15 protein-coding genes are annotated in these 19,815 nt (G+C 44.1%); 3 read left to right on the top strand and 12 right to left on the bottom strand.

Annotated features, from left to right (window positions below):
* Positions 1 to 131: 131 nt before the first annotated feature.
* The 10 genes from ACLCDV_RS11450 to ACLCDV_RS11405 form a co-directional block, all read right to left on the bottom strand.
* Positions 132 to 1,265 (bottom strand): FecR family protein, encoded by a 1,134-nt coding sequence (locus tag ACLCDV_RS11450; protein WP_411973766.1) that lies wholly within the window; start codon positions 1,263 to 1,265, stop codon positions 132 to 134.
* Positions 1,266 to 1,324: 59 nt separating this feature from the next.
* Positions 1,325 to 1,894: a sigma-70 family RNA polymerase sigma factor gene (locus ACLCDV_RS11445; protein WP_411973765.1), complete on the bottom strand. Its 570-nt coding sequence runs from the start codon at positions 1,892 to 1,894 to the stop codon at positions 1,325 to 1,327.
* A gap of 443 nt (positions 1,895 to 2,337) precedes the next feature.
* Positions 2,338 to 3,765, bottom strand: coding sequence for a phytoene desaturase family protein (locus ACLCDV_RS11440; RefSeq protein ID WP_411973764.1), 1,428 nt, complete (start codon positions 3,763 to 3,765; stop codon positions 2,338 to 2,340).
* Positions 3,766 to 3,785: 20 nt separating this feature from the next.
* Positions 3,786 to 3,947, bottom strand: a complete 162-nt coding sequence (locus ACLCDV_RS11435) for a hypothetical protein (protein WP_317667068.1) — start codon at positions 3,945 to 3,947, stop codon at positions 3,786 to 3,788.
* 193 nt (positions 3,948 to 4,140) lie between these two features.
* Positions 4,141 to 4,812, bottom strand: coding sequence for a hypothetical protein (locus ACLCDV_RS11430; protein ID WP_411973763.1), 672 nt, complete (start codon positions 4,810 to 4,812; stop codon positions 4,141 to 4,143).
* A 31-nt stretch (positions 4,813 to 4,843) separates the two neighbouring features.
* Entirely contained in the window at positions 4,844 to 6,295 is a 1,452-nt protein-coding gene (locus ACLCDV_RS11425; protein ID WP_411973762.1) for an MBL fold metallo-hydrolase, read from the bottom strand.
* 20 nt (positions 6,296 to 6,315) lie between these two features.
* On the bottom strand, positions 6,316 to 7,785 hold the full coding sequence (locus tag ACLCDV_RS11420) for a hypothetical protein (RefSeq protein ID WP_411973761.1): 1,470 nt from the start codon (positions 7,783 to 7,785) through the stop codon (positions 6,316 to 6,318).
* Positions 7,786 to 7,808: 23 nt separating this feature from the next.
* The gene (locus ACLCDV_RS11415; RefSeq protein ID WP_411973760.1) at positions 7,809 to 9,158 is read right to left on the bottom strand and encodes a beta-carotene 15,15'-monooxygenase; all 1,350 of its coding nucleotides are present in this window, start codon (positions 9,156 to 9,158) and stop codon (positions 7,809 to 7,811) included.
* A 41-nt stretch (positions 9,159 to 9,199) separates the two neighbouring features.
* The gene (locus tag ACLCDV_RS11410; protein WP_411973759.1) at positions 9,200 to 10,567 is read right to left on the bottom strand and encodes a RagB/SusD family nutrient uptake outer membrane protein; all 1,368 of its coding nucleotides are present in this window, start codon (positions 10,565 to 10,567) and stop codon (positions 9,200 to 9,202) included.
* 25 nt (positions 10,568 to 10,592) lie between these two features.
* Positions 10,593 to 13,646 (bottom strand): SusC/RagA family TonB-linked outer membrane protein, encoded by a 3,054-nt coding sequence (locus ACLCDV_RS11405; protein WP_411973758.1) that lies wholly within the window; start codon positions 13,644 to 13,646, stop codon positions 10,593 to 10,595.
* A gap of 407 nt (positions 13,647 to 14,053) precedes the next feature.
* Between ACLCDV_RS11405 and ACLCDV_RS11400 the strand changes: the two genes are divergently transcribed.
* Positions 14,054 to 14,917: a DUF6597 domain-containing transcriptional factor gene (locus ACLCDV_RS11400; protein ID WP_411973757.1), complete on the top strand. Its 864-nt coding sequence runs from the start codon at positions 14,054 to 14,056 to the stop codon at positions 14,915 to 14,917.
* Between the two features lie 41 nt (positions 14,918 to 14,958).
* Entirely contained in the window at positions 14,959 to 15,915 is a 957-nt protein-coding gene (locus ACLCDV_RS11395; RefSeq protein WP_411973756.1) for a nitrilase family protein, read from the top strand.
* Between the two features lie 141 nt (positions 15,916 to 16,056).
* On the opposite strand, the gene ACLCDV_RS11390 is transcribed toward ACLCDV_RS11395, so the two are convergent.
* Positions 16,057 to 16,482 (bottom strand): DUF3995 domain-containing protein, encoded by a 426-nt coding sequence (locus tag ACLCDV_RS11390; protein ID WP_411973755.1) that lies wholly within the window; start codon positions 16,480 to 16,482, stop codon positions 16,057 to 16,059.
* A gap of 822 nt (positions 16,483 to 17,304) precedes the next feature.
* On the opposite strand from ACLCDV_RS11390, the gene ACLCDV_RS11385 reads away from it, so the two are divergent.
* Positions 17,305 to 17,679: a hypothetical protein gene (locus ACLCDV_RS11385; protein WP_343570536.1), complete on the top strand. Its 375-nt coding sequence runs from the start codon at positions 17,305 to 17,307 to the stop codon at positions 17,677 to 17,679.
* Between the two features lie 104 nt (positions 17,680 to 17,783).
* On the opposite strand, the gene ACLCDV_RS11380 is transcribed toward ACLCDV_RS11385, so the two are convergent.
* Complete coding sequence (locus ACLCDV_RS11380; RefSeq protein WP_411973754.1) at positions 17,784 to 19,724, bottom strand: hypothetical protein; 1,941 nt, start codon at positions 19,722 to 19,724, stop codon at positions 17,784 to 17,786.
* Between the last annotated feature and the right edge of the window lie 91 nt (positions 19,725 to 19,815).

Genomic DNA, 19,815 nt, shown 5'->3' with positions numbered 1-19,815 from the left:
AATAATTCTAAGCGTGGAGGTGGTTGCAACACTTTCACGCTCTTTTCCCCTATTTTTGTAGATTTTTAGGAAGTATTGCCAAAGGCCCGATGCTGTATCATAATTTGCATTTTTTAGGAATGTGTTATTTATTATTTTGTTTGTGTCACTACAATTGTGTTTCCACTTTTGGAAAATTTCGCTAAACCGGTCATTTCGAGAAGATCAAGAACCTCGTCCACACGTTTTTTGCGCGATATGGTCGCATCAACTTTATCCTTCGGTACCGTGCCGACATAACGGACTTCAAAATCATACCAGCGGGCAAGTTCATCCATAATTTCTGGAATTTGTTTACCTTCAAAATTGAAAAAACCGTTTTTCCAGGCAATCACATCCTCCACATTAACTCGCCGCTTGCTGAGCCCACTACTGGAAGCAACAAGCTGCTCCCCAGGCACTAATTTCACACTATTATTAACCATGACCGACCCTTCTAATAATGTCGTCATGCTACTGCTGGCATTTTGATCGCTTTTGACATTAAAATGGGTGCCCAATACCTTGATTTCCTGTTTATCAGTCACAACAACGAAGGGAACTTCCGGGTTTTTGGCAACTTCAAAATAGGCCTCGCCTTCGAGAATCACCTTACGCTGCTTTTGCCCCGCGAAATTAACAGGAAAACGCAGTGAGGATGAAGCATTCAACCAGACTTTGGAGCCATCGGCCAAGGTGAGTTGATACTGATGTCCTCTTGCGGTCATCAACGTATTGAAAACCGGGATATTAGAAGCCGCATTTAACCTATTACTATAGACAAGGGAACTGTCGTTACTTTTAGAAATCTCCGAATCTGTGCCCCCGGCGATCAATCCTTGTCCCTGTTTTTCGAGATCAATTTGATCCCCATTATCCATGACCAGGATCGTTCCTTTTTGAACAGACGGCATTTTCATATGGGTTATTGCTAGGTTATGATCACTTAGCGTGCTATTTCGTTGATATAACCACAAACCGGCTGCAATAACGCAGAGTAAGGAAGCTGCGAGCGTAGCCACAGCACGGATACTGGTAATTGATCTTTTCTTCTTAAAAGTTTTTCCTGCAATCACCTCCAAAAGGCGATCCTTCTGAATAGGATCCAATGCAGCCAGAGAATCACTTCGATTATGGTTCTGCTGCATCTCACACCATTGATGATATTGACGCAGGTCATCCTCCGATGCTACCCCCGCATCAATACGTTTCAAAATTTCCAGCAATTCCTTCGTTAGATCTTTCATGAATCCAATTTCCCCTTATTTTATAACTAAGGGACATGAAGACGGCGGATGTACTAGTCTTAATGAAAAAAAAATAAAAAAAATGTCCAATAAAAATTTTTAGAAAGGTAAACCCTTAGTTTTCTGAGCGATACAGCAAGGTGATTCCGTACCGTATTTTCGGAAATGCCGAGCTGTTCAGCGATATCATGATGGGGTAGGTAATCTTCGCGACTTAACACGAATACTTCTCGTGCCTTTGGTGGCAAGGTGCGAATAAAGTCATGGATCACAGCCTGCAATTCCTTGAGGGCAAGACTTTCGTCTTCGACCACATCGATTATCGCTGGTCGGTGATTGAGTATTTCTTCTCTTCTGCGACTTGTCAGGATTTTTCGGGTCAGCTTATACTTAACTGCAGCATACAGGTAGCTTTTTAAATGTGAGATGGTCAGTTCTTCGTGGTTCTCCCAAAGCCATACAAAGACATCCTGTATGGTATCGGTACAATCTTCCTCCTCTTTGATAATATTCATACCGAACAAAAATAGCTTATCCACATATTTTAAATATATGGTCCTAAATGCTGAAGTATCCCCAGATTTGAGTCTTTCAACTAAGTCAAGATCTGCTTGATCATTTTGGTTCATAACCTATCATATTTAGGGAGGGCAATGGCAAAGCATGTATTAAAAGTAATTCACATGCTGTAAAAATCCCCTCTTTTCATCAAATCGTATAACGATGTTAAGTAGAATTATCAGTAAATACAATAGGCGCATAAACGCAAACGTTTGTTCAAAATTGTATCTCAGTGAACTTAATTAAGCTTATCTCCTATTTTTTAAAATCGAAAAATGGATGAAATATCGCCGACCGACAGGGCTTTTCTATAACTGAAAAAAACACACCAGAAAATGGGAGAACATTTGGTAAATATGTCCAAATTAGAAAGACAAAAGGCCAAGAAATGATCTTGGCCTAATGTAACATATTATTTGGGGTGTTTTCGTAGCTCTACTTAGCAAAAATGCTGCCGAAATTAAATACGACCCTACAATTTTATTTTTTATAAAAAATATTTAAAAGATGTTTATACCGACAAGCCGAAATGTTCTTTGAGCGCTGTCCGTGCAGCATGATACCCACACATGCCATGCACCCCGCCCCCTGGAGGTGTCGATGATGAACAGAGATAAATCGTGTCAACAGAGGTTCGATACGGATTTAGGGCCAAAATGGGCCTACTGTACAGCTGCGAAATATCCATAATACCGCCATTGATATCACCGCCGATATAATTTGGATTGTATGCTTCGAGCTCCGTAGGAGAAAAGGTATGCTTGGCCAGAATGGTTTCTTTAAAACCTGGCGCAAAGCGCTCAATTTGATTTTCGATCGCTTCAGTATAATCAATCTTACTTCCATTGGGGACATGGCAATATGCCCATCCCGTATGCTTTCCTTCGGGAGCACGACTGGAATCAAAGGCACTCTGTTGTGCAAACAGCACAAAAGGCTTATCCACTTTCTTTCCAAGATGGCTCAACCGCTCGCTTTCCGCAATTTCGGCATAGGTATTTCCCAAATGTACGGTAGCGGCCTGTTGGCAACGCGGATCTTTAAAAGGCGTCTTTTCAGACAATGCCCAATCAACTTTAAACACCCCCATTCCCTGCCTAAAGCCTTCGAGGCGCCTGCGGTAGCCGCTAGAAAGACCTATACCTTTGAGCTGCAACAACTGCGGAGGCGTGATATCACAGATTAGGACTTTATGGGATGGTAGATCGCGAATGTCCTCTACCCAAAAGCCCTTTTGGATCTCCCCGCCCAGCGATTGATAATAACTTAATAAGGCATCAGCAATAGACTGCGAACCGCCTATTGGAATTTGCCAGCCATATTTATTACCTACAGCAGCTAACACTATGGCAATTGCCGAAGTTGTCCAATTGCTTAGTGGCTGAATTCCATGTGCCGCCATGCCTGCCCATAAAGCCTGTGCCTGCGCGGAAGTGAAGCGCTTCGCCGTCCAGCTTGCCGGCTGAAGTGCATCCATCCCAAATGAGACTAAAGACAAAGGGTGCTTCGGAAAGGATAATGGTCCCATAATATCGGCCGCAAGGCTATCCCAACGTGTCACAACCTTTTCTACCAGCTTACGATAGCTTTCGCCATCCGCCCCCAATCCCTTTACCGTTGCCGCAAGACTATGGTAAAGAATTCCAGTTTCCCCCTCTTCCAATGGGTGTGCCGCCGCATACTCAGGCTTAACAAAAGATAGCCCAAATGCTTCCAAAGGCAAACTCCTGAAAAATGGCGATGCCATAGCCATGGGATGAATTGCCGAACAGACGTCATGTTTGAAGCCCGGAATTGTAAGTTCCTTGGTTCGCATTCCCCCACCGATTGTATCGGCACCTTCAATTAGCAGCGTGCTCAGCCCCTGCAGCTGAAAGGTAATGGCTGCCGCCAGTCCATTTGGTCCCGAACCAATAATAATTGCATCAAATTTTCGCATAAGCTAGTTTTTAATCACTCCTAGTCGCAGCCTGTATTGGGTTGTTCCTTTTTTGAACGCTTTGACGAAGTAGAATCGGACAACGATTTGCTATTATCCTTTTTTTTACCTGCAGATCCGCAGGAGATTGTAAATGTCGTTAAAACAAACGCTAAAAGTCCAAGATTGATTATTTTTTTCATATGTTATCCATTTAATTTACGATAATGTTTACACAATGTATCCTTATGGCTTTTTCAGCTACTGATTCCCTTACTACAACTTATGCCCTTGGATACAAACTTTTACCTGCATTGAAAGTATTTATTCTCCGGGCCGCCCCCATCTTTAGAACTCATATACAATCCTATCAAACAACTTTATAAGAAATATCATTTATATAATATGTTCATCCAAAAAATATGCGCGATACCGTTGCTTTAACTCCTGTCGCTGTATACTATCAAGCTTGATTTTCGGATCGGTCTGCGATACGACCGTAGAAACAACCTTATGCACACCTTTACCTTTTTCAATAAATAATACCGTCGGCGAAGAAATCCGTTTAATGGAATCAATTCCCACAGCTGTATAAGGATTTAGGATGTCGTGAAATTTTGCCAAAATAGCTTCATAACCCGGGCTACCGGCCTTGGTCGTGATCACTTTACCGTCCTTATCTTTCTCCTTAAGATCCCGGATATCGTGAATATTGAGGTAATAAATAGCCGCTTTTTCCTCCTGGGCAAATTCCAGCAGCGGCGTTATGGCATTCCGAAACCAGGGACAGCTGGGCCATCCAAAAAGGACAATACCGTTTTCAAGCTCCAGCACATCCTGTTCGGTCGCATAGACGATCCGCGGATTGTCGGGAATTTGTACCTGCACTTTGTTCGTTTTATTTAGGCTTTCAAGTTCCTGCTTAAAGCGAACCCCTTCTTGCTTTTTAAACGAAACCTGACTATTTTTTACGGCTTCCTTCGTATCCTGCCTGGATTGGCAGTTGGTCACATTGAGCAACACCGCCACTGCTAATAACATGCTAGCCAATAATTTTAAATCTTTCATATCATATATGCATTTAAGTGTAATCCTCTTGTTAATTCACCGATTGCTTGTAGCTTTTAATATGTTCACCGATATCCCAGACCTGCGCTTTTGGCGCCCATTCACTGATGAGGCTGCTTGCAATGGCCGAGCGATAACCCGAAGCGCAGTGCACAACGATAGGTTTATCCACGGGTAGTTCGGCAATATGTGCCTTCAATTCAGCCAGCGGAATGTTATGTGCTCCTTTGAAAACTGGTCCAGTCTTAGCTTCCTCGGCCGTACGTACATCCACTATAAAATATTGCTCTTGCGCCCTGTCAAATGCAGCCTGATCAAAAGCTGTCGAAGGCTGTCCCGCGAAATCCCCATACAACACGACACCTTTAACAAACTGTTCATAGCCAATTTTAGCCAGCTTTTCAAGCTGTACCTGCCCCTGTTCTTTGGTATCGACAACAAGATAAAAGCCGTCTTTCGGTTCAATAAAAGTCCCTACCCAAGATTCTGACTTGCTACGTTCGGGAATATTAATGGCCTCCGGAAAATGTGACGCCTTAAATTCTGAAGCGGGGCGGGTATCGAGGACAGTGCTCAGCGCCTGGGGCACCGCCGCTGCCGAAACCACTGAAATACCCGACAAAGAAGCCAATAATGGCTTTGCTCCCCGACGATTCAATGCTACATTATAGGGGAAGTAGATCGGAACAGGCGGACGGTCTGCCAGAATCTGCTGGACAAACGCTTCTTCCGATTTTTGCTGAAAGGCCAAATTATGGGTTCTTTCAGCGCCAATGGTACTTTGCTTAGCACCCTTTATTGCATTTCCGCAGAGTGATCCAGCGCCATGAGCTGGATACAAAAGCACCTGATCGCCTAACGTTGCATAGATATCATGGACGGTGTGGTAGAGCTGCCGCGCCAGTTTTTCGCGCTGCGTAGCCTGTTCTCCCGAATACTCGCGCAGATCGGGCCTTCCAACTCCACCAATCAATACCGCATCCCCCGAAAAGATCGCCACATCGCGACCATTTTCTTTTAGCAAAACAGATATGCTATCTGGTGAATGTCCGGCTGTATTGATGGCATGCAACACAACTCGGTCCGAAATCTTTAAGGTATCGCCATCGTCAAAAGTATGGTGGGGATAGGTCGCACGCACAAGCTTGCTGACATAAACGGGAACTTTCAGATCCTGATGAATCTCCAGATGGGAACTCACAAAATCAGCGTGGGGATGTGTTTCGACAACCGCAATGATTTTCGCTCCCTGCTCCTTTGCATAAGCATAATAAGGCCTCGGATCGCGGGCAGGGTCCACAAGTACAATTTTCTTATCGGCCAAAATCGCATAGGAAAACTGTGCCAGGCCTTCATCTTCGAACTGCCTGATGCTGTAGCCATTCGCAAAATTATTGGTATTTCCAAAACAGGATACGCCCTGACCTGCCGAAGCAAGGGTAAAAAGTACAGCTGAACGGTGGATAAATGATCTTCTATTCATAACATTCATTTTTTAGACAATTAGTAAGTAAAGAGTGTATTTTTCATATACCATTCCTTACCGGTGAGATAGGATTCTTTAACGCGATTGAGGGTAATTTCGAGGTTATTGCCACTGGCATCCAGCCCCTTGAGTTTGATCTGTTCGGCTGTTGGTCGTTCGTAAGCCCATTTCAGCACATGGAGGCTATCGCCCTGCGCTTTTCCATACAGGGCTTTCAGTCCCACATCTAGTTTTTCATCTAGTTTCTTACGTTGTTCCTTACTGAATTTCTGATTTTTATCGATCAGATACAATGCGTGTTCTGTCGAGTCTATTTCATAGTAGAGGTAGTTCTTCCCTCCGGCCCGGCCTGTAAACTCGTAAGTTTTGAGCACATCATTTAAAGCCGGGGTACCATTGCCAAGATCGATCGAATTGGCTTTATTGACTTTGTAGACCAAGGTCGAATAACGTTCGAAAAAGGCCTCATGCCAACGTACTGAATCGGCAGGTGAATAAGCCTGAGACTTTCCATTCAAAAGAAAACTCGAAACCTCATAATGTCCTGCAGCTTTTGCTAGCCCAGGAAGTACAGGTTCTTTTAGACGCCCTTCATCATAGAATCGCTCATAGCGATAAAAGCCGTAAACGAAAATAAACAGGATCACAATGGTCGCCTTTAGGCCAAAGTAAAATGGCTTATTCCACTTCCTGACAAACTTGGGCACATAGTAATAGGTACTTACTGGTTCGCGCCGGATAAAAAGCTTCCAGATTGCAGGCAGATACTGCAGCAATAGAAAAAGGGAAAGCAATACAAAATATGAGCTGTATACATGAACTGCTCCATCGTAGGCAATATTGGCGTGGGCAATGTTAAAGAGGACTCCAGCATTGATAATGGCTCCTATGACGACCGTGGGTCGAAAGAAGAGCAGGCTTCCCGCCGCTATCTCCAAAAAGCCTAAAAAGATCTCATATTTATAGGATACACCGACGATTTGCCAATACAACTTAAAGGGGGCATATTCACCGATATCGGTATTCAGATTGGCAAGGGATGGAAATGGCATCTGCATGGGAAAGAACTTGATAAATCCGAAAGCGATCAGCCCCAGTGCAATGCGGTAGCGTACCAATACCCGCAACCAATAGTACAGCGCATCATAGCGCTGCACCTTACTATTTCGGGCCAATATCGTCCAGATGGAAGCACCCAGCACCGCTATCAGGCCATTGAGCCACCAAGACGTATACGATGCGAAACCCCATTTGCCACTTTCGCTGTCTATTTCTATCCAACCTGTGCGCGCCCCACCGGCGATCGTTGCCATCCAATCATATAATGATTCTGGTTTAAATACTTTTTCGTACCAGTCCCCATCCAGCGGTACCACCATCAGGATAAAGAAAATAAAGGTGAATCTAAATCCTACTTTCTCCCAGTACTTCCAACCCTGCTCCTGCTGGCTGGTAGGAATGCTTTCCAAATATTGAATGGTTGCCATAAACTTAGTCTAAATTTGAATCGTTAATAAATACGGATCGGTTTTCTGCGGCCTTCCTGCAACAGATATTTCTTGTTCACTTTCTCCAGCCGTACATGCAATGAGTCGCCCAGCTGGTTGATACCATCAAGGATCAGCGTACGCTTGTCTGGGCGATTGACCACAAAAGCAAAAGTGTGACCTTTACTCACTTTTCCGGTAAGTTTGATTGTGGTTGTGCGCTTATCAGTTCCCTGCTTGCTCGTATAGCCAAAGAATTCGCGGCCACCATTACCAAGGTATTCGTAGTTACGCTCGCGGTTGAAAGCGATACGTGGTTTGAGACTATCGACCTTTACAGAACGGTTTCCACGGATGCTGAGCGTATTCCATTTTTCAAATACGACATCCTTCCATCGCAATGTATCGCTCAGCGAATACGGAATAGTATCGCCTTTCCAGACGAAGTCTTTTACATTGTATACGCCTGCTGCTCCTTCTAATCCCTTTTCATCGGGGAATGGGTAATCGGAATTCTTCCAGCTCAGGTAAGCCTGCACGCTAAATACAGCGATCAGCAGCAGGAACAAGACCTGCAGATAAGGGCGGATTCCAGCAAGCCTGCGGCCATAGACAGGCCAAAAACCATCGGGAACAGTCGCTGCCTTTTTGATCAGGAGCTGATAAAAACGGGGCCAGTCGTACAAGAAAATAACGACCGCAAGCAATAGTAAAAAGGAACTATACACCTGTTCACCGATTTCGTACACATAGTTGACGATAACAACATTGAGCAATAAAGCGATGAGTAATCCCGAACCGATGATTGCCGTGCGTCGGTTCAGTAAAAATAGTCCGCCAAAGATCTCCAGCGCGCCAATTACAGGCAGATATCCAGCAGTTGAAATACCGTTTGTAAGATAATAGAGCTTCCAGAGCAGGAAATCACCGTATTCGGTATGCAATTCGCTAATAGTCGGCTCCGGAAGTTGTATAGGGACGATTTTGACAAGGCCTATAAAAATAATGGCCAATGCTAAACGATAACGCAACAGTACGCGGAGCCAGTAAAATACACGATCGTCATCGGCCTTAAAAGTCTGCCGGATTTTACGGCCAAAGGCCCAAAATAGCAAGAGTGCGAGCGCCAGGGCAATTGCCCAGTTGTAGTATCCGCGCACATCGCTACCGACGAAAGGGCTTTCGGCGACAAAAGAAGTGCGGTAAGTCGCCAATCCAAACCAGTTCTCCAATGAAAACAGGTCCGCAAATGAACTCCCCGTAAAAAGATTAGGGTCGTATGGGATACTGAGTATCAAAAAGAAGATCAGGCCGATGTATAAAATAGCTGAGCGATAGCGCTTAAAAAAATGAGAGTCTGCAAATGTTGTCATTTCAATACGATTTAATGGAAAAAAACACGTGAGTCATCCGATCAATCCAAACCTGGATTTTGCTGTAGATCCGGGTCTATCGAAACCTGAGCGTACGGTATAGGCAGCAGTAGCCTATTCACAGAGGAAATATTGAGCACCTGTTGCGCGCGTCCTGTCCGCAACAGATCGTACCAACGATGGTTTTCCAGGGCAAATTCAACGCGATTTTCATCTTCCACGGCCTGCAGGAGCGCTGCCGCTCCGAGACCTTGCAAGGGTTTAATGTTGGCGCGTAAGCGTATGGCATTTAAGTCGGCCAAAGCCGCTGTCAGATCGCCAGATCCATTCCGCTGCGCCAATGCTTCGGCGCGGATGAGGTAGAGCTCGGCCGTACGGATCAAAAAAACGGGATCGGTACGGTCTGTTCGGTAATACAGATTGCCGATCAGGATATTCGGATCTGTGGACGAAGAGGTCTTGGATACCAATGCCGTACGATCCCCACCAACAGCAGGATCTACCAGCAGGTCGTAGATGGCCTGCGAAGGTCTGATCCAGGCAGTTCCCCCATTATTACCCGACAACCATTGACTTGCCTGACCGCTGGTATTGTTGATATCATAGACCAATTCAAAGACCGATTCTTTGGTATTGGAGGTATTGTTGGCATAAAACGAGCGATATGGGCTCACCAAACTATAATTGGTATTATCATCAATAATATACGAGGCATATTTTATCGCTTCAGACCAGTTTTTCTGATAAAGGTAGAATCTTGCCAGCAGCGCTCGTGCAGTCTTCTTGGTCGCTCGGATGCGATTAGTTTCATTGGGCAATAGCTGTTCGGCCTTTTGCAGGTCCTGCAACACCTGCGCGTAGGTGTCAGTCAAGGAGCTTCTTTTTACCTGCGGTAGGCTGCTGGCCGAAGTGGTCGGCTGCAACACGATCTGTACACCACCCCAGGTTCTGGCCAGATCAAAATAGGCCAATGCACGCACGAAATAGGCCTCCCCAACAAGCTGGTTTCGGTAGGCCTCAGTAAAAGTGGTCGTAAGCGCCAGGTTAGGCACTTTGGTGATCACATGGTTGGCCCTGTTGATAGTGGCATAAATCTGGTTCCATGACGTAGCCAGCACAGCGAGATCAGATTTTACCGTATGATTGGTCAAGGTCTGATGGACAGTTTGGCTACCCCGATACACGATGTTGTCTGCCGAAAAGAATCCTAGCAGCTGAAAACTATAGCCATAGTAATCGTTGGACCGAAGTGCCGAGTAAATACCGCGCACGGCTGTTGCTGCAGAACTCCCGTCGACGATGGTCACTTCATCAGACACTGAATTCTTGGGCTCCACCTCCAAAAACGAGCTGCAGCTACTGAGTTGTAAGACAAGAAGCGGAAAAAGGAAATATGTAATTTTTTTCATGAGCTTTACAGATTAAGGTTAACGTTTACAGGGTGACATTGAGACCGAGTTGAAAGGTACGCGGTTGTGGTGGCGTTCCGAACGATCCTATCCCCTGTGCGTTTGGATTACTGGTCACATTCGATTCAGGATCACCGGTGTATTTGCTCCACACAAAGAGATTAGACCCTACAAAATAGATACGTGCAGCAGTCAATTTTGCCCGCTCGACCAGCTCTTTCGGCAATTTATAACCAAAAGACAGCTGTCTGAGCTTTAAAAATGAAGCGTCCTCCAGATAGCGGCTATTGGCATCGATGGTATAGTTGAGCCCTTCGGATGTCAGGCGGGGCACATCGGTAATATCACCGGGCTGTTGCCATCTGTTCAGCACATTTTGAAATACGCCACCGCTGCTCGGATTACGCTCCCTGAAGTAGCGGTTAAGGTTAACGGCATAGTTACCATATTGGAAACTAAAGTCTACACCCAGGTCAAAGTTTTTATAGGTAAAGGTATTGCCTATCCCCCCATAAAACTTGGGATAAGCATTCCGAAAAACTTTACGTGCCGAAGTAGGCAAAGAACCATCGCTCAGCTGTCCGTCAAACACAGCTTTTCCGGTCTGTGGATCGACCGACAGCTGTTCGTAAAGCCAGAATGAGTTGAGCGAATAACCTTCTTTCAGGATCACCCAATCGCGGGTATACTGGGTGATCTGCGTGGGCAGTTTTTCGATTTTATTCGTATTTCCCGAAATGTTAAAACTTGTATTCCAGGCAAAGTCTTTTGTTTTCACGTTGAGCGAGTTGATCAACACCTCATAGCCTTTGTTGCTGATCTCACCCACATTGGCCCAGTATTTTGAAAAACCAGAACTGCCGACAATAGGTCGTTCGAGGAGTAGATCGGAGGTATATTTATGATAAAGATCTACGGTAATGGACAGGCGGTTTTTGAATAGCGCCACATCCAGCCCAAGATCTGCCTGCGCTGTTTTCTCCCAGCGCAAATTTTCGTTCCCCAACTGGAAAGGACCTGTACTTGGCAACACCTTGCCATAGCTGTCGGCATATTTTTCATTGCCCGACCAAAGACCTCTGGCGGCGAAGTTGCTGATTCCAGCCTGATTGCCCGTCAATCCATAAGAAGCCCTAATTTTCAGGTCGTTTAACCAGGTTTGTTCGACCAAAAAGGCTTCTTGGCTAATCCGCCAGCCTACCGAAAAAGCCGGAAAATAGCCCCATCGGTTGTTCGTACCGAACTTGGACGAGCCATCTGCCCGCAGGGTTGCCTCTGCAAAATACCGATCCGCATAGCTGTAGCCTACTCTTCCAAAAAAGGAAGCAATCGTATATTTAGTCCAATTGTCGGATGCAATGATATTTGCAGCGGATGATATCTGTTTAAAGGAATCATTGGCAAAACCATTCCCCTCCAGGTATTTGTAATCAAGTACGTTGCTCTGCAAGGTGTTTCCCAAAATAGCATTCAGGCTATGTTTGCCGAAGGTATTCTGGTACGTCAGGGTTTGTTCGTTTATCCAGGTAGCATTTCTCGATATTCCCGAGGTCGCCTGATTGTTATTCGCGATACCGATACTGGTTTTACTGTTCCAGTATTGTGATTCATCGTATAGGTTATAGTCGGCACTAAAACTGGATTTGAATTTCAGTCCCTTCACAAGATCAATTTCCGCAAAAGCACTTCCTACATAACGCAGACTTGTGGTATTGACATCGTAGTTGTCCACCAGTGTATAGGTATTATCGGTACCATTGAGTGATCCATCGGTATTGAATATCGGAACATTCGTTGCCGAAGAAATGGCCGAATTGAAAAGACTTACCTGAGGACCATCACCTGTACGTGCCTGATTGCGGTAGGTTCTGGAAAAATTATTTGTTAGGCCGATCTTGACACGATTACTGATCTGATGGTCGAAATTAAACTTGAGATTGGTACGGGAGAAGTCGATGACCTTAATAAAAGCTTCCTGTCCCGTGTAGCCAGCGCCAATATAAAACCTCGATTTGTCGCCGCCCCCCTGGATACCGATGTTATAATCCTGCAGCTTCCCATGACGCAACAGGAAACCAAGGCGATCATAGGTAGGCTGATCTTCAGGATTTCCTTTCCCCCCTTCCGAAACTGGACGATAAGGCCTGTTGGCGAAAGTCTGTTTCAATGCCGGATTGTCCAATCCGGAGTTTATCCACCACTCGTTGGCGAGGGTCGCCGTTTCGGGACCTGTCGCCAATTTTGGCAACAAGGATTTATTGGCTTCGGCCCAGCCCCCCTGCAGGTTGAGGTCGATTTTGGTACGGCTACCATAGCTCCCTTTTTTTGTGGTAATGATGATGACACCATTGGCACCCCGGGAGCCATAAATCGCGGTTGCAGAAGCATCCTTCAGTACTTCAATAGACTCGATATCTGCTGGGTTGATATCCGTAAGTGGCGAACTGGTCCGTCCACCAAGCCCGATATTTTGGAGGGAAGTATTATTTAAGAATACGCCATCAATAATATACAGGGGATCGCTACTGGAATTGATGGATGTCGTTCCGCGAACCCGCAGGAAGATACTTTCGCCGGGGACACCCGAGTTGGTGGAAACCTGCACACCGGAAAGCTTGCCCTGCAACTGGGCATCAAAACTTGCTACCGGAATTTTGTTGACTTCGGCAGCGTCTATCTTGGCAACTGCTCCCGTTACATTTCTTCGCTTTTGTACACCGTAGCCTACGACGACCACTTCATCCAGATCAGAAACGCTAGGTTGAAGCAAGATCTGAATCTGTGCCTCCCGTGCGGTTATCTTTCGACCCTTGTATCCCAAAAATGAAGTTGAGAATGTCAACGGAAGTCTTTGCCCCGTGACAAACTGAAATCTTCCCGACGCATCGGTCTTTACTTGATGGGTAACACCTTCGAGCTTTATGGTAACGCCTTCAATAGGTCGATTGGTAATCGAATCCAATACAATACCTTTTAAGGTCGCGTTAATAAGTGGCTCAGATTGCTGCGAAAATGCAGGCAATAGCAAACCATGTGACAAAAAAATCGCCACGGCGTACTTCCATACGCTATTTTTCATAGGTAAAATTTTAACAGTGAATATTTACAAGTGCCAACGCCAATTGATTACTTGTCAGAAAAGCTGCTTTTATGGAAAGAAATACTTTCCTTTAACCGCAGCTACACATTCGCTTATTGAAATCAGAACAAAAGGATTTACAGTTGCGCAGACTTGCGCTCGATTGGGAAGGGTTAAGATAAAATTTGCAGTTCATAAATAATGAATTAAGTTAAACATTGTGATCATTACGTGCGGAAGATGTGGCTTGTAAGAAAGGCAAGCTTATCTCCTAGGTTGATAAAACAAATATAGTAAACATAAAATAAAATCTACAATATTAGTAGACTTTATTTTCAACTATCTTTTCTTCCACTAAAAATTGAGTAAATTGGTAAAGAAAAGCTTGCGAAAATATGTACATTTGAGTGCAGTCAATTACCGATCAGATCATGCAGCTATTTCCTCCAGAAATTTTATCGCCCTACATCAAGCACTATCTTTTTTTGGAAAGTGGTAGTAATCAGCATAAAAAACTGCGGTTATTTTCCGATGGGAACACTGGAATGGTCTTTCTTCTTAATGAAGGCCACCTGTCCATCAACGAAAGTCAGCAGCTCCCCGCTTCATTTTTGTATGGTCAGATCAGTCATTTCCAAGATCTCGCCCTGCTGACACAGACTTCATTTGTTATTATTGTCTTCCAACCCGACGGGCTCTATAAGTTACTCGGTATCGCTGCCCATGCACTAAAAGATCAAATTATTGTTACGCAAGATGTATTTGGACCATCTGTTATCAGACTATATGACAGCCTGATACGCGCGAAGTCCTCAACTGAAAAAGTACATGCATTAAATACCTTCTTTTATGCATATGCCGTCCGGCAGAAGTATCCAAATCGGGGACCACTCCCTGCAATTCTGCAACATATCACAGCGCAAAGGGGATTGGTTACCGTAGGACAAATTGTGCAATACAGCGGTTACACCGAACGGCATATGGAAAGAATATTTGCGGAACAGGTTGGAATGAGCCCAAAAAAATTTGGCAATATTGTCCAATTCCACTCCTTTTTGAAATTGCTACGCAGCAAATCAGCTGAAACGAGCTTAACAACGATCAGCCACGAAAGTGGATATTTTGATCAGTCCCACCTCATCAGGGCATTTAAAAAATATACCGGCATCACACCTTCGGAATATTTAAATAGTACAAATCGGCTCGCAATCAACTTTATGGAATTTAAAAACGCATCTACTGAAATGTCGGGTTTATACAATTTCAGCTAAGGCCTAGCCTGTAGCTTTGTCTATAGATCAATTCAAGAAATATGGACAACTTAAAAATTGCTACGGCACAATTTGAGCACAAGAGTGCGGACAAGGCTTATAACCTAGCCATTATAGAACGACTTGCGCAAGAGGCCGCTGCACAGGGTGCTGAGGTAATTGCATTTCACGAATGCTCCATAACGGGGTATACCTTTGCCCGAAATTTAAATAAACAACAAATGCTTGCGATCGCCGAGCTTGTCCCAGACGGTGAAAGTACACAAAAGCTGATTTCAATAGCCGCTAAATACGACATCACTATCCTCGCGGGCCTGTTTGAAAAGGATGAGGACGACAACCTATACAAACCTTATATCTGTGTAGACAAAAATGGCCTAATTGCAAAGCATCGCAAGCTCCACCCCTTTATAAACCCCCATTTGCAAGCAGGGCAAGCCTATACTATTTTTGAAATTCACGGTTGGAAATGTGGTATTTTAATCTGTTATGATAATAATGTCATCGAAAATGTGCGCGCAACAAAATTATTGGGTGCCGATATCATCTTTATGCCCCATGTAACCATGTGTACCCCTTCTTCCCGACCTGGCGCAGGTTTTGTTGATCCGCAGCTTTGGCAAAATCGCGAAAACGATCCAACAAGCTTACGCTTAGAATTTGACGGAATGAAAGGATGCAGCTGGCTGATGAAATGGCTGCCAGCCCGGGCCTATGACAATGCGCTCTATGTTGTTTTTTCAAACCCCATCGGCATGGATGACGATCAGTTAAAAAACGGATGTTCCATGATCCTAGATCCTTTCGGGGATATTCTGACTGAATGCTGTACATTTGAAGATAGTTTTACAATAGCCACCATTACGCCCGAAAAACTGATTCAAGCCGGTGGATATCGTTACATAAAAGCTCGAAGGCCAGATCTCTATAGTGACATTATCGGCCAACAGCATGAGTCCCAACAGAAAGTGGTCTGGTTGTATACCGACAATCACTAATTTCGCTAAATCGAATGGCTACTTTAAGACCATGTGAAAAGGTCTTAAAGTAGTTTATCCAATAATGTTATCGATCAACCTCCAGCTATTTGCCAGACGATTGCACGTCCAACTACCTTAAGAAAAAGCACTTGTCTTTTCTCATAATACAAACGCCAAAAAGCCATTAGAGACCGACAAAAAAAGACATAATGGGCTATAAAAATAGGTATCTCTTACTGCAAAAGAAGACTTTCTGTACTTCTTAAAGATGCCGACAAACTTCATATCGCCAATAAATCGGAGCAGGAAAATACCACTGATCATAGACATTCCGTAGCGGATATACTTTGCGTCTAACGGAACATCCAAAACTCCGATGGCACATAGATTTACAAACGCAAAAATCAATAGTCCGACGACTACCAGCAAAGTGCCTACCCGGGTGGGATTAAATATCCTTCTGCCATTCAGATCTGTCGGAACAGCAACGTTCATTCCCCAATGTCCACCGAGCAGCCAGAAAAAATGCAACGAAGCCAAAAAAATAAAAATAGTGGCGATAACGATTGAAAGTACAAACTCCATAAGGTAAATATACCTTTTCAGCTGTAATAAACTGTACTCTTTTGACCTCTATTTCCGCTTACTGATGCATAGATCCCCGCCATAACAACTCGAGGTTGTGCTTTTTAAAAAGATCAGACATTTGCTTCTGATTGATAAAGGTACCCGCAGCCGAATGTAGCTGCATGACTAATGTCGCCAGACTTACCTGGGAACGGGTCCCTACAGCACTGGTTTGCGAATTTCGTTTTTGAATAGCGGATTAGCGTTATCGAGATTAGACCAAGACTTATGGAAGGTATCAATGCTTTAGGAATTTATATTTTTATAATCCGGTTTATATTTTTATAATCAGAAAAAACGATTGAATAAATACGTAAACAAAACCTCAGAATTAAAGCGCTACTTTTACAATCACATACGCGTGCTCTGGGTTAGCTCAATTGCTTTTTCAAATACATCACCCGAGTATCTAGTATCAATTAAGTTTATTTGTGAAAAGGGATGGCAGTATGTGGCCGTCCTTTTTTTTTAATCCAACATAAAAACAGATAAACAGTACTAATCGATACTTCTTTTCCAGTACGTATTACCATTTTCACGATGCCTTTACCTGATGGATCTATCACCTTCTGCTATCGTAATCGATAATAATGCAGGTATGTCTTTCTACTTAGCGGCGTCAATACAAAAGATAACTAATTCTCATCTGGAACAAAAAATCTGTAAAAATGAATACTGAATAAATAATCACATGAACTATCCTATTGCGCGCATTGACTATATTGAGCCCAGTTGATTGACACCAGCTTACACCATATTGAATCCTCAAAATTGCACGTTATGGCAAAACCAAAAAATCCAACATCGATTAAAATAGACATCATCCATAAAAAAATCAAGAAAACTGTTTTGTTAAATACACTTGATTACCATACACAATATAAAATCTTTGAATACCTCAGCGGAGTCTTCCACGATATTCAGCTCTTCAAATCTGCGGAACTGAAAACGGAACTTGCATATTATGCAAACAAACTTGGCCCTAGTCTAGTTAAAAAATTAAATTGGCATGGCATCAACACCTTGGAAGACCTCCTATTTTATTCACCCCATGAACTCAGAAAATTAAATAAAATAGGCGATGTTTCAGTCGCCAAATTGAACAGCTTCATCCAATATATAATCAACGAAAATTCAATCAAAAGTATTCAATAACCAGATAAATGTGGCTACTGTAACCAACAAAAGAGACACTCGGTCTCTTTTGTTGGTTTACGTTCTTGCCATAACATTGCGGTGAAAGTTTGTTCGGTGAGCAGCTAATTATTGATAATATTACGCACACAACGGATAGTGTTACCCTGGCTGAAATTCACCTGCTGAATACTGAAATCTTCAATTTTCCCTCTGTTGATCTCTGCATACAAAATTCTGGCCCCGCTGCTTGCGCGATCATAAGTACCACTTTTATAGCGAAAGGACCCGCCATTACTGAACGTTGCCGTCAGACGTTGCTGCCGGACTCCGCCGGAGTCACGGTATCCGTAATCTGAAAGAATCAGATTATTGTCGGGATAGGCCGGATTGACCCGCTGACTGCCATTCCAGATCATACTTTGTCTCAAACCATCGGCAACAGCGGTGGATGCAGTTCTGCGGTTGGCATTCCGACCGAGTCTCGAAAACTCTTCCGCAGAAGCGCTATTTTCCAGTGGCGACCGCCAGGTCAGTTCGGGATACACCCGCTTACAAGGGTCCACAGTATGGTAGTCGTGCCCTTTCGGGGTGGTGGTGCCAAAATTCCAGTATTCGGTATTGAGGTTCGGGAATGCATAATTGTTGTCTGGACGAAAACGATAGGCATCGGAATTACCTTCCACATAACCTCTTGCATAAAGCTTGGCCGCATCATACACTAGATTGGTTCTCGCCCATACCAGTCCGCTGACAGTGACACCGGATTCAATTAACCGAACATTTGTTTTCGACAGTGTCCCCTTGGCTAATTTCAACGTCGAGCGGTGGCTGATCGGTACTAGGGTGTTCGCTGCAAAACTCCGGGTGTTTTCATCGTCCAAACGGATATGCAGCGCATTCAGCTGCACACGAAGACTATTACTTGGTAGGACATTGGTATTGGCGGTATAAAAATGAGCCACCTTTTCGGCATTCCCCCAACGGCTGTCGACGATCGTCATACTAGAAGCGCCAATTGGTGGTACATCCCTTAAATTTGAGAAAGATCCCTTAAACACATTAAAATCACCTGTTTGGATCACATTGCTAAATGAATTCCCTGTCCCAGTACCAAGCGAGATCGTGGAATTTTCCTTGATTGTCCCAAACAGTCCCCTGGTATTTATCGTTACCTCAATGGCAGCCATCTGACGCAAAAAGAGAATATCTAAATAGTTTTCTTCGGGCTGTGCTACCATTTCCCCTGCGGCAAACATAAAATCACGATTGGCCAAATCTGCTCCTGCAATATTGCCCAAAGCGTCGATATTGGGTGCTGTATGCACATCCTGGGTCGATATAGCATACCACTTGTATTTGGCACCAGTCTCGACTCTTAAGTTCGGAGCTTCTCCCGTGCGGAGTAATTCATTGTAAATTGCTGCAGTAACCCCATCTTTAAAAAAAATCAGTCGGTATCGGATGCCGTCATTTAAGGGGACATCATTCGCATTTAATGAGATTTTCTCTGAAGTAATTACATTATTCCCTAGTTTCGGAACAGCATTGCTTTGTAGCTCGGTGACAAAATCAAATTCTTTTGACGATTCTATCGCTAGCGGAGATGGCACTGTTGACTCCAGCGCAAACCTCGATATGGAAGCCTGTCCACCGATCTGGTCGGGGCGCTCATCTGGTTTTCCGGACGGTTGTCTGTTTGTTGCGTCGATATCGACTATTTTATCTTCGTTAACAAAATGGAGGGAGCGGATACTGATGTTTCCTGAACTGACTACAATATCCGTTTTCTTTTCATTGTTGGCACAAGAAACTGTCAGCAGGGTGGTTCCCCCCAATATGAGTATCCTAACATATAAATTAACAAATTTTCTCATGACCTCAATAGGTCCTTTGTTCATACGGAACCTTGACCTTGATTGTTGCCATGGACCTTGTCCGGCATTCGTCATGTCAATATTAATTTCTTCTAACCCCGCAGCACCGGGTTGCACACATGCATGATGAATCGTTACCACCTTTGGCATCGTGCATTCATTATTCTCGAATTTTAAATTATTTTTCATGTCGCGGCAAAAATAGGCAGGATAGCCCCCCTAAATAAGGACGAATCGGGAAATGACTGGGACGTTTCGACAAAAAATAAATCGCATGTAG

The organism is Sphingobacterium sp. Lzh-3 (assembly GCF_046764375.1).
Taxonomy (GTDB): domain Bacteria; phylum Bacteroidota; class Bacteroidia; order Sphingobacteriales; family Sphingobacteriaceae; genus Sphingobacterium.
The sequence above is the reverse complement of the archived record's forward strand: the minus strand, read 5'-3'. Positions and strand labels throughout refer to the sequence as shown.

What these genes read in the sequence shown, in the direction of transcription:
- ACLCDV_RS11450 (WP_411973766.1), bottom strand. Translation starts at nt 1,265, where the DNA reads ATGAAAGATCTAACGAAGGAATTGCTGGAAATTTTGAAACGTATTGAT.
- ACLCDV_RS11445 (WP_411973765.1), bottom strand. Translation starts at nt 1,894, where the DNA reads ATGAACCAAAATGATCAAGCAGATCTTGACTTAGTTGAAAGACTCAAA.
- ACLCDV_RS11440 (WP_411973764.1), bottom strand. Translation starts at nt 3,765, where the DNA reads ATGCGAAAATTTGATGCAATTATTATTGGTTCGGGACCAAATGGACTG.
- ACLCDV_RS11435 (WP_317667068.1), bottom strand. Translation starts at nt 3,947, where the DNA reads ATGAAAAAAATAATCAATCTTGGACTTTTAGCGTTTGTTTTAACGACA.
- ACLCDV_RS11430 (WP_411973763.1), bottom strand. Translation starts at nt 4,812, where the DNA reads ATGAAAGATTTAAAATTATTGGCTAGCATGTTATTAGCAGTGGCGGTG.
- ACLCDV_RS11425 (WP_411973762.1), bottom strand. Translation starts at nt 6,295, where the DNA reads ATGAATAGAAGATCATTTATCCACCGTTCAGCTGTACTTTTTACCCTT.
- ACLCDV_RS11420 (WP_411973761.1), bottom strand. Translation starts at nt 7,785, where the DNA reads ATGGCAACCATTCAATATTTGGAAAGCATTCCTACCAGCCAGCAGGAG.
- ACLCDV_RS11415 (WP_411973760.1), bottom strand. Translation starts at nt 9,158, where the DNA reads ATGACAACATTTGCAGACTCTCATTTTTTTAAGCGCTATCGCTCAGCT.
- ACLCDV_RS11410 (WP_411973759.1), bottom strand. Translation starts at nt 10,567, where the DNA reads ATGAAAAAAATTACATATTTCCTTTTTCCGCTTCTTGTCTTACAACTC.
- ACLCDV_RS11405 (WP_411973758.1), bottom strand. Translation starts at nt 13,646, where the DNA reads ATGAAAAATAGCGTATGGAAGTACGCCGTGGCGATTTTTTTGTCACAT.
- ACLCDV_RS11395 (WP_411973756.1), top strand. Translation starts at nt 14,959, where the DNA reads ATGGACAACTTAAAAATTGCTACGGCACAATTTGAGCACAAGAGTGCG.
- ACLCDV_RS11390 (WP_411973755.1), bottom strand. Translation starts at nt 16,482, where the DNA reads ATGGAGTTTGTACTTTCAATCGTTATCGCCACTATTTTTATTTTTTTG.
- ACLCDV_RS11385 (WP_343570536.1), top strand. Translation starts at nt 17,305, where the DNA reads ATGGCAAAACCAAAAAATCCAACATCGATTAAAATAGACATCATCCAT.
- ACLCDV_RS11380 (WP_411973754.1), bottom strand. Translation starts at nt 19,724, where the DNA reads ATGAAAAATAATTTAAAATTCGAGAATAATGAATGCACGATGCCAAAG.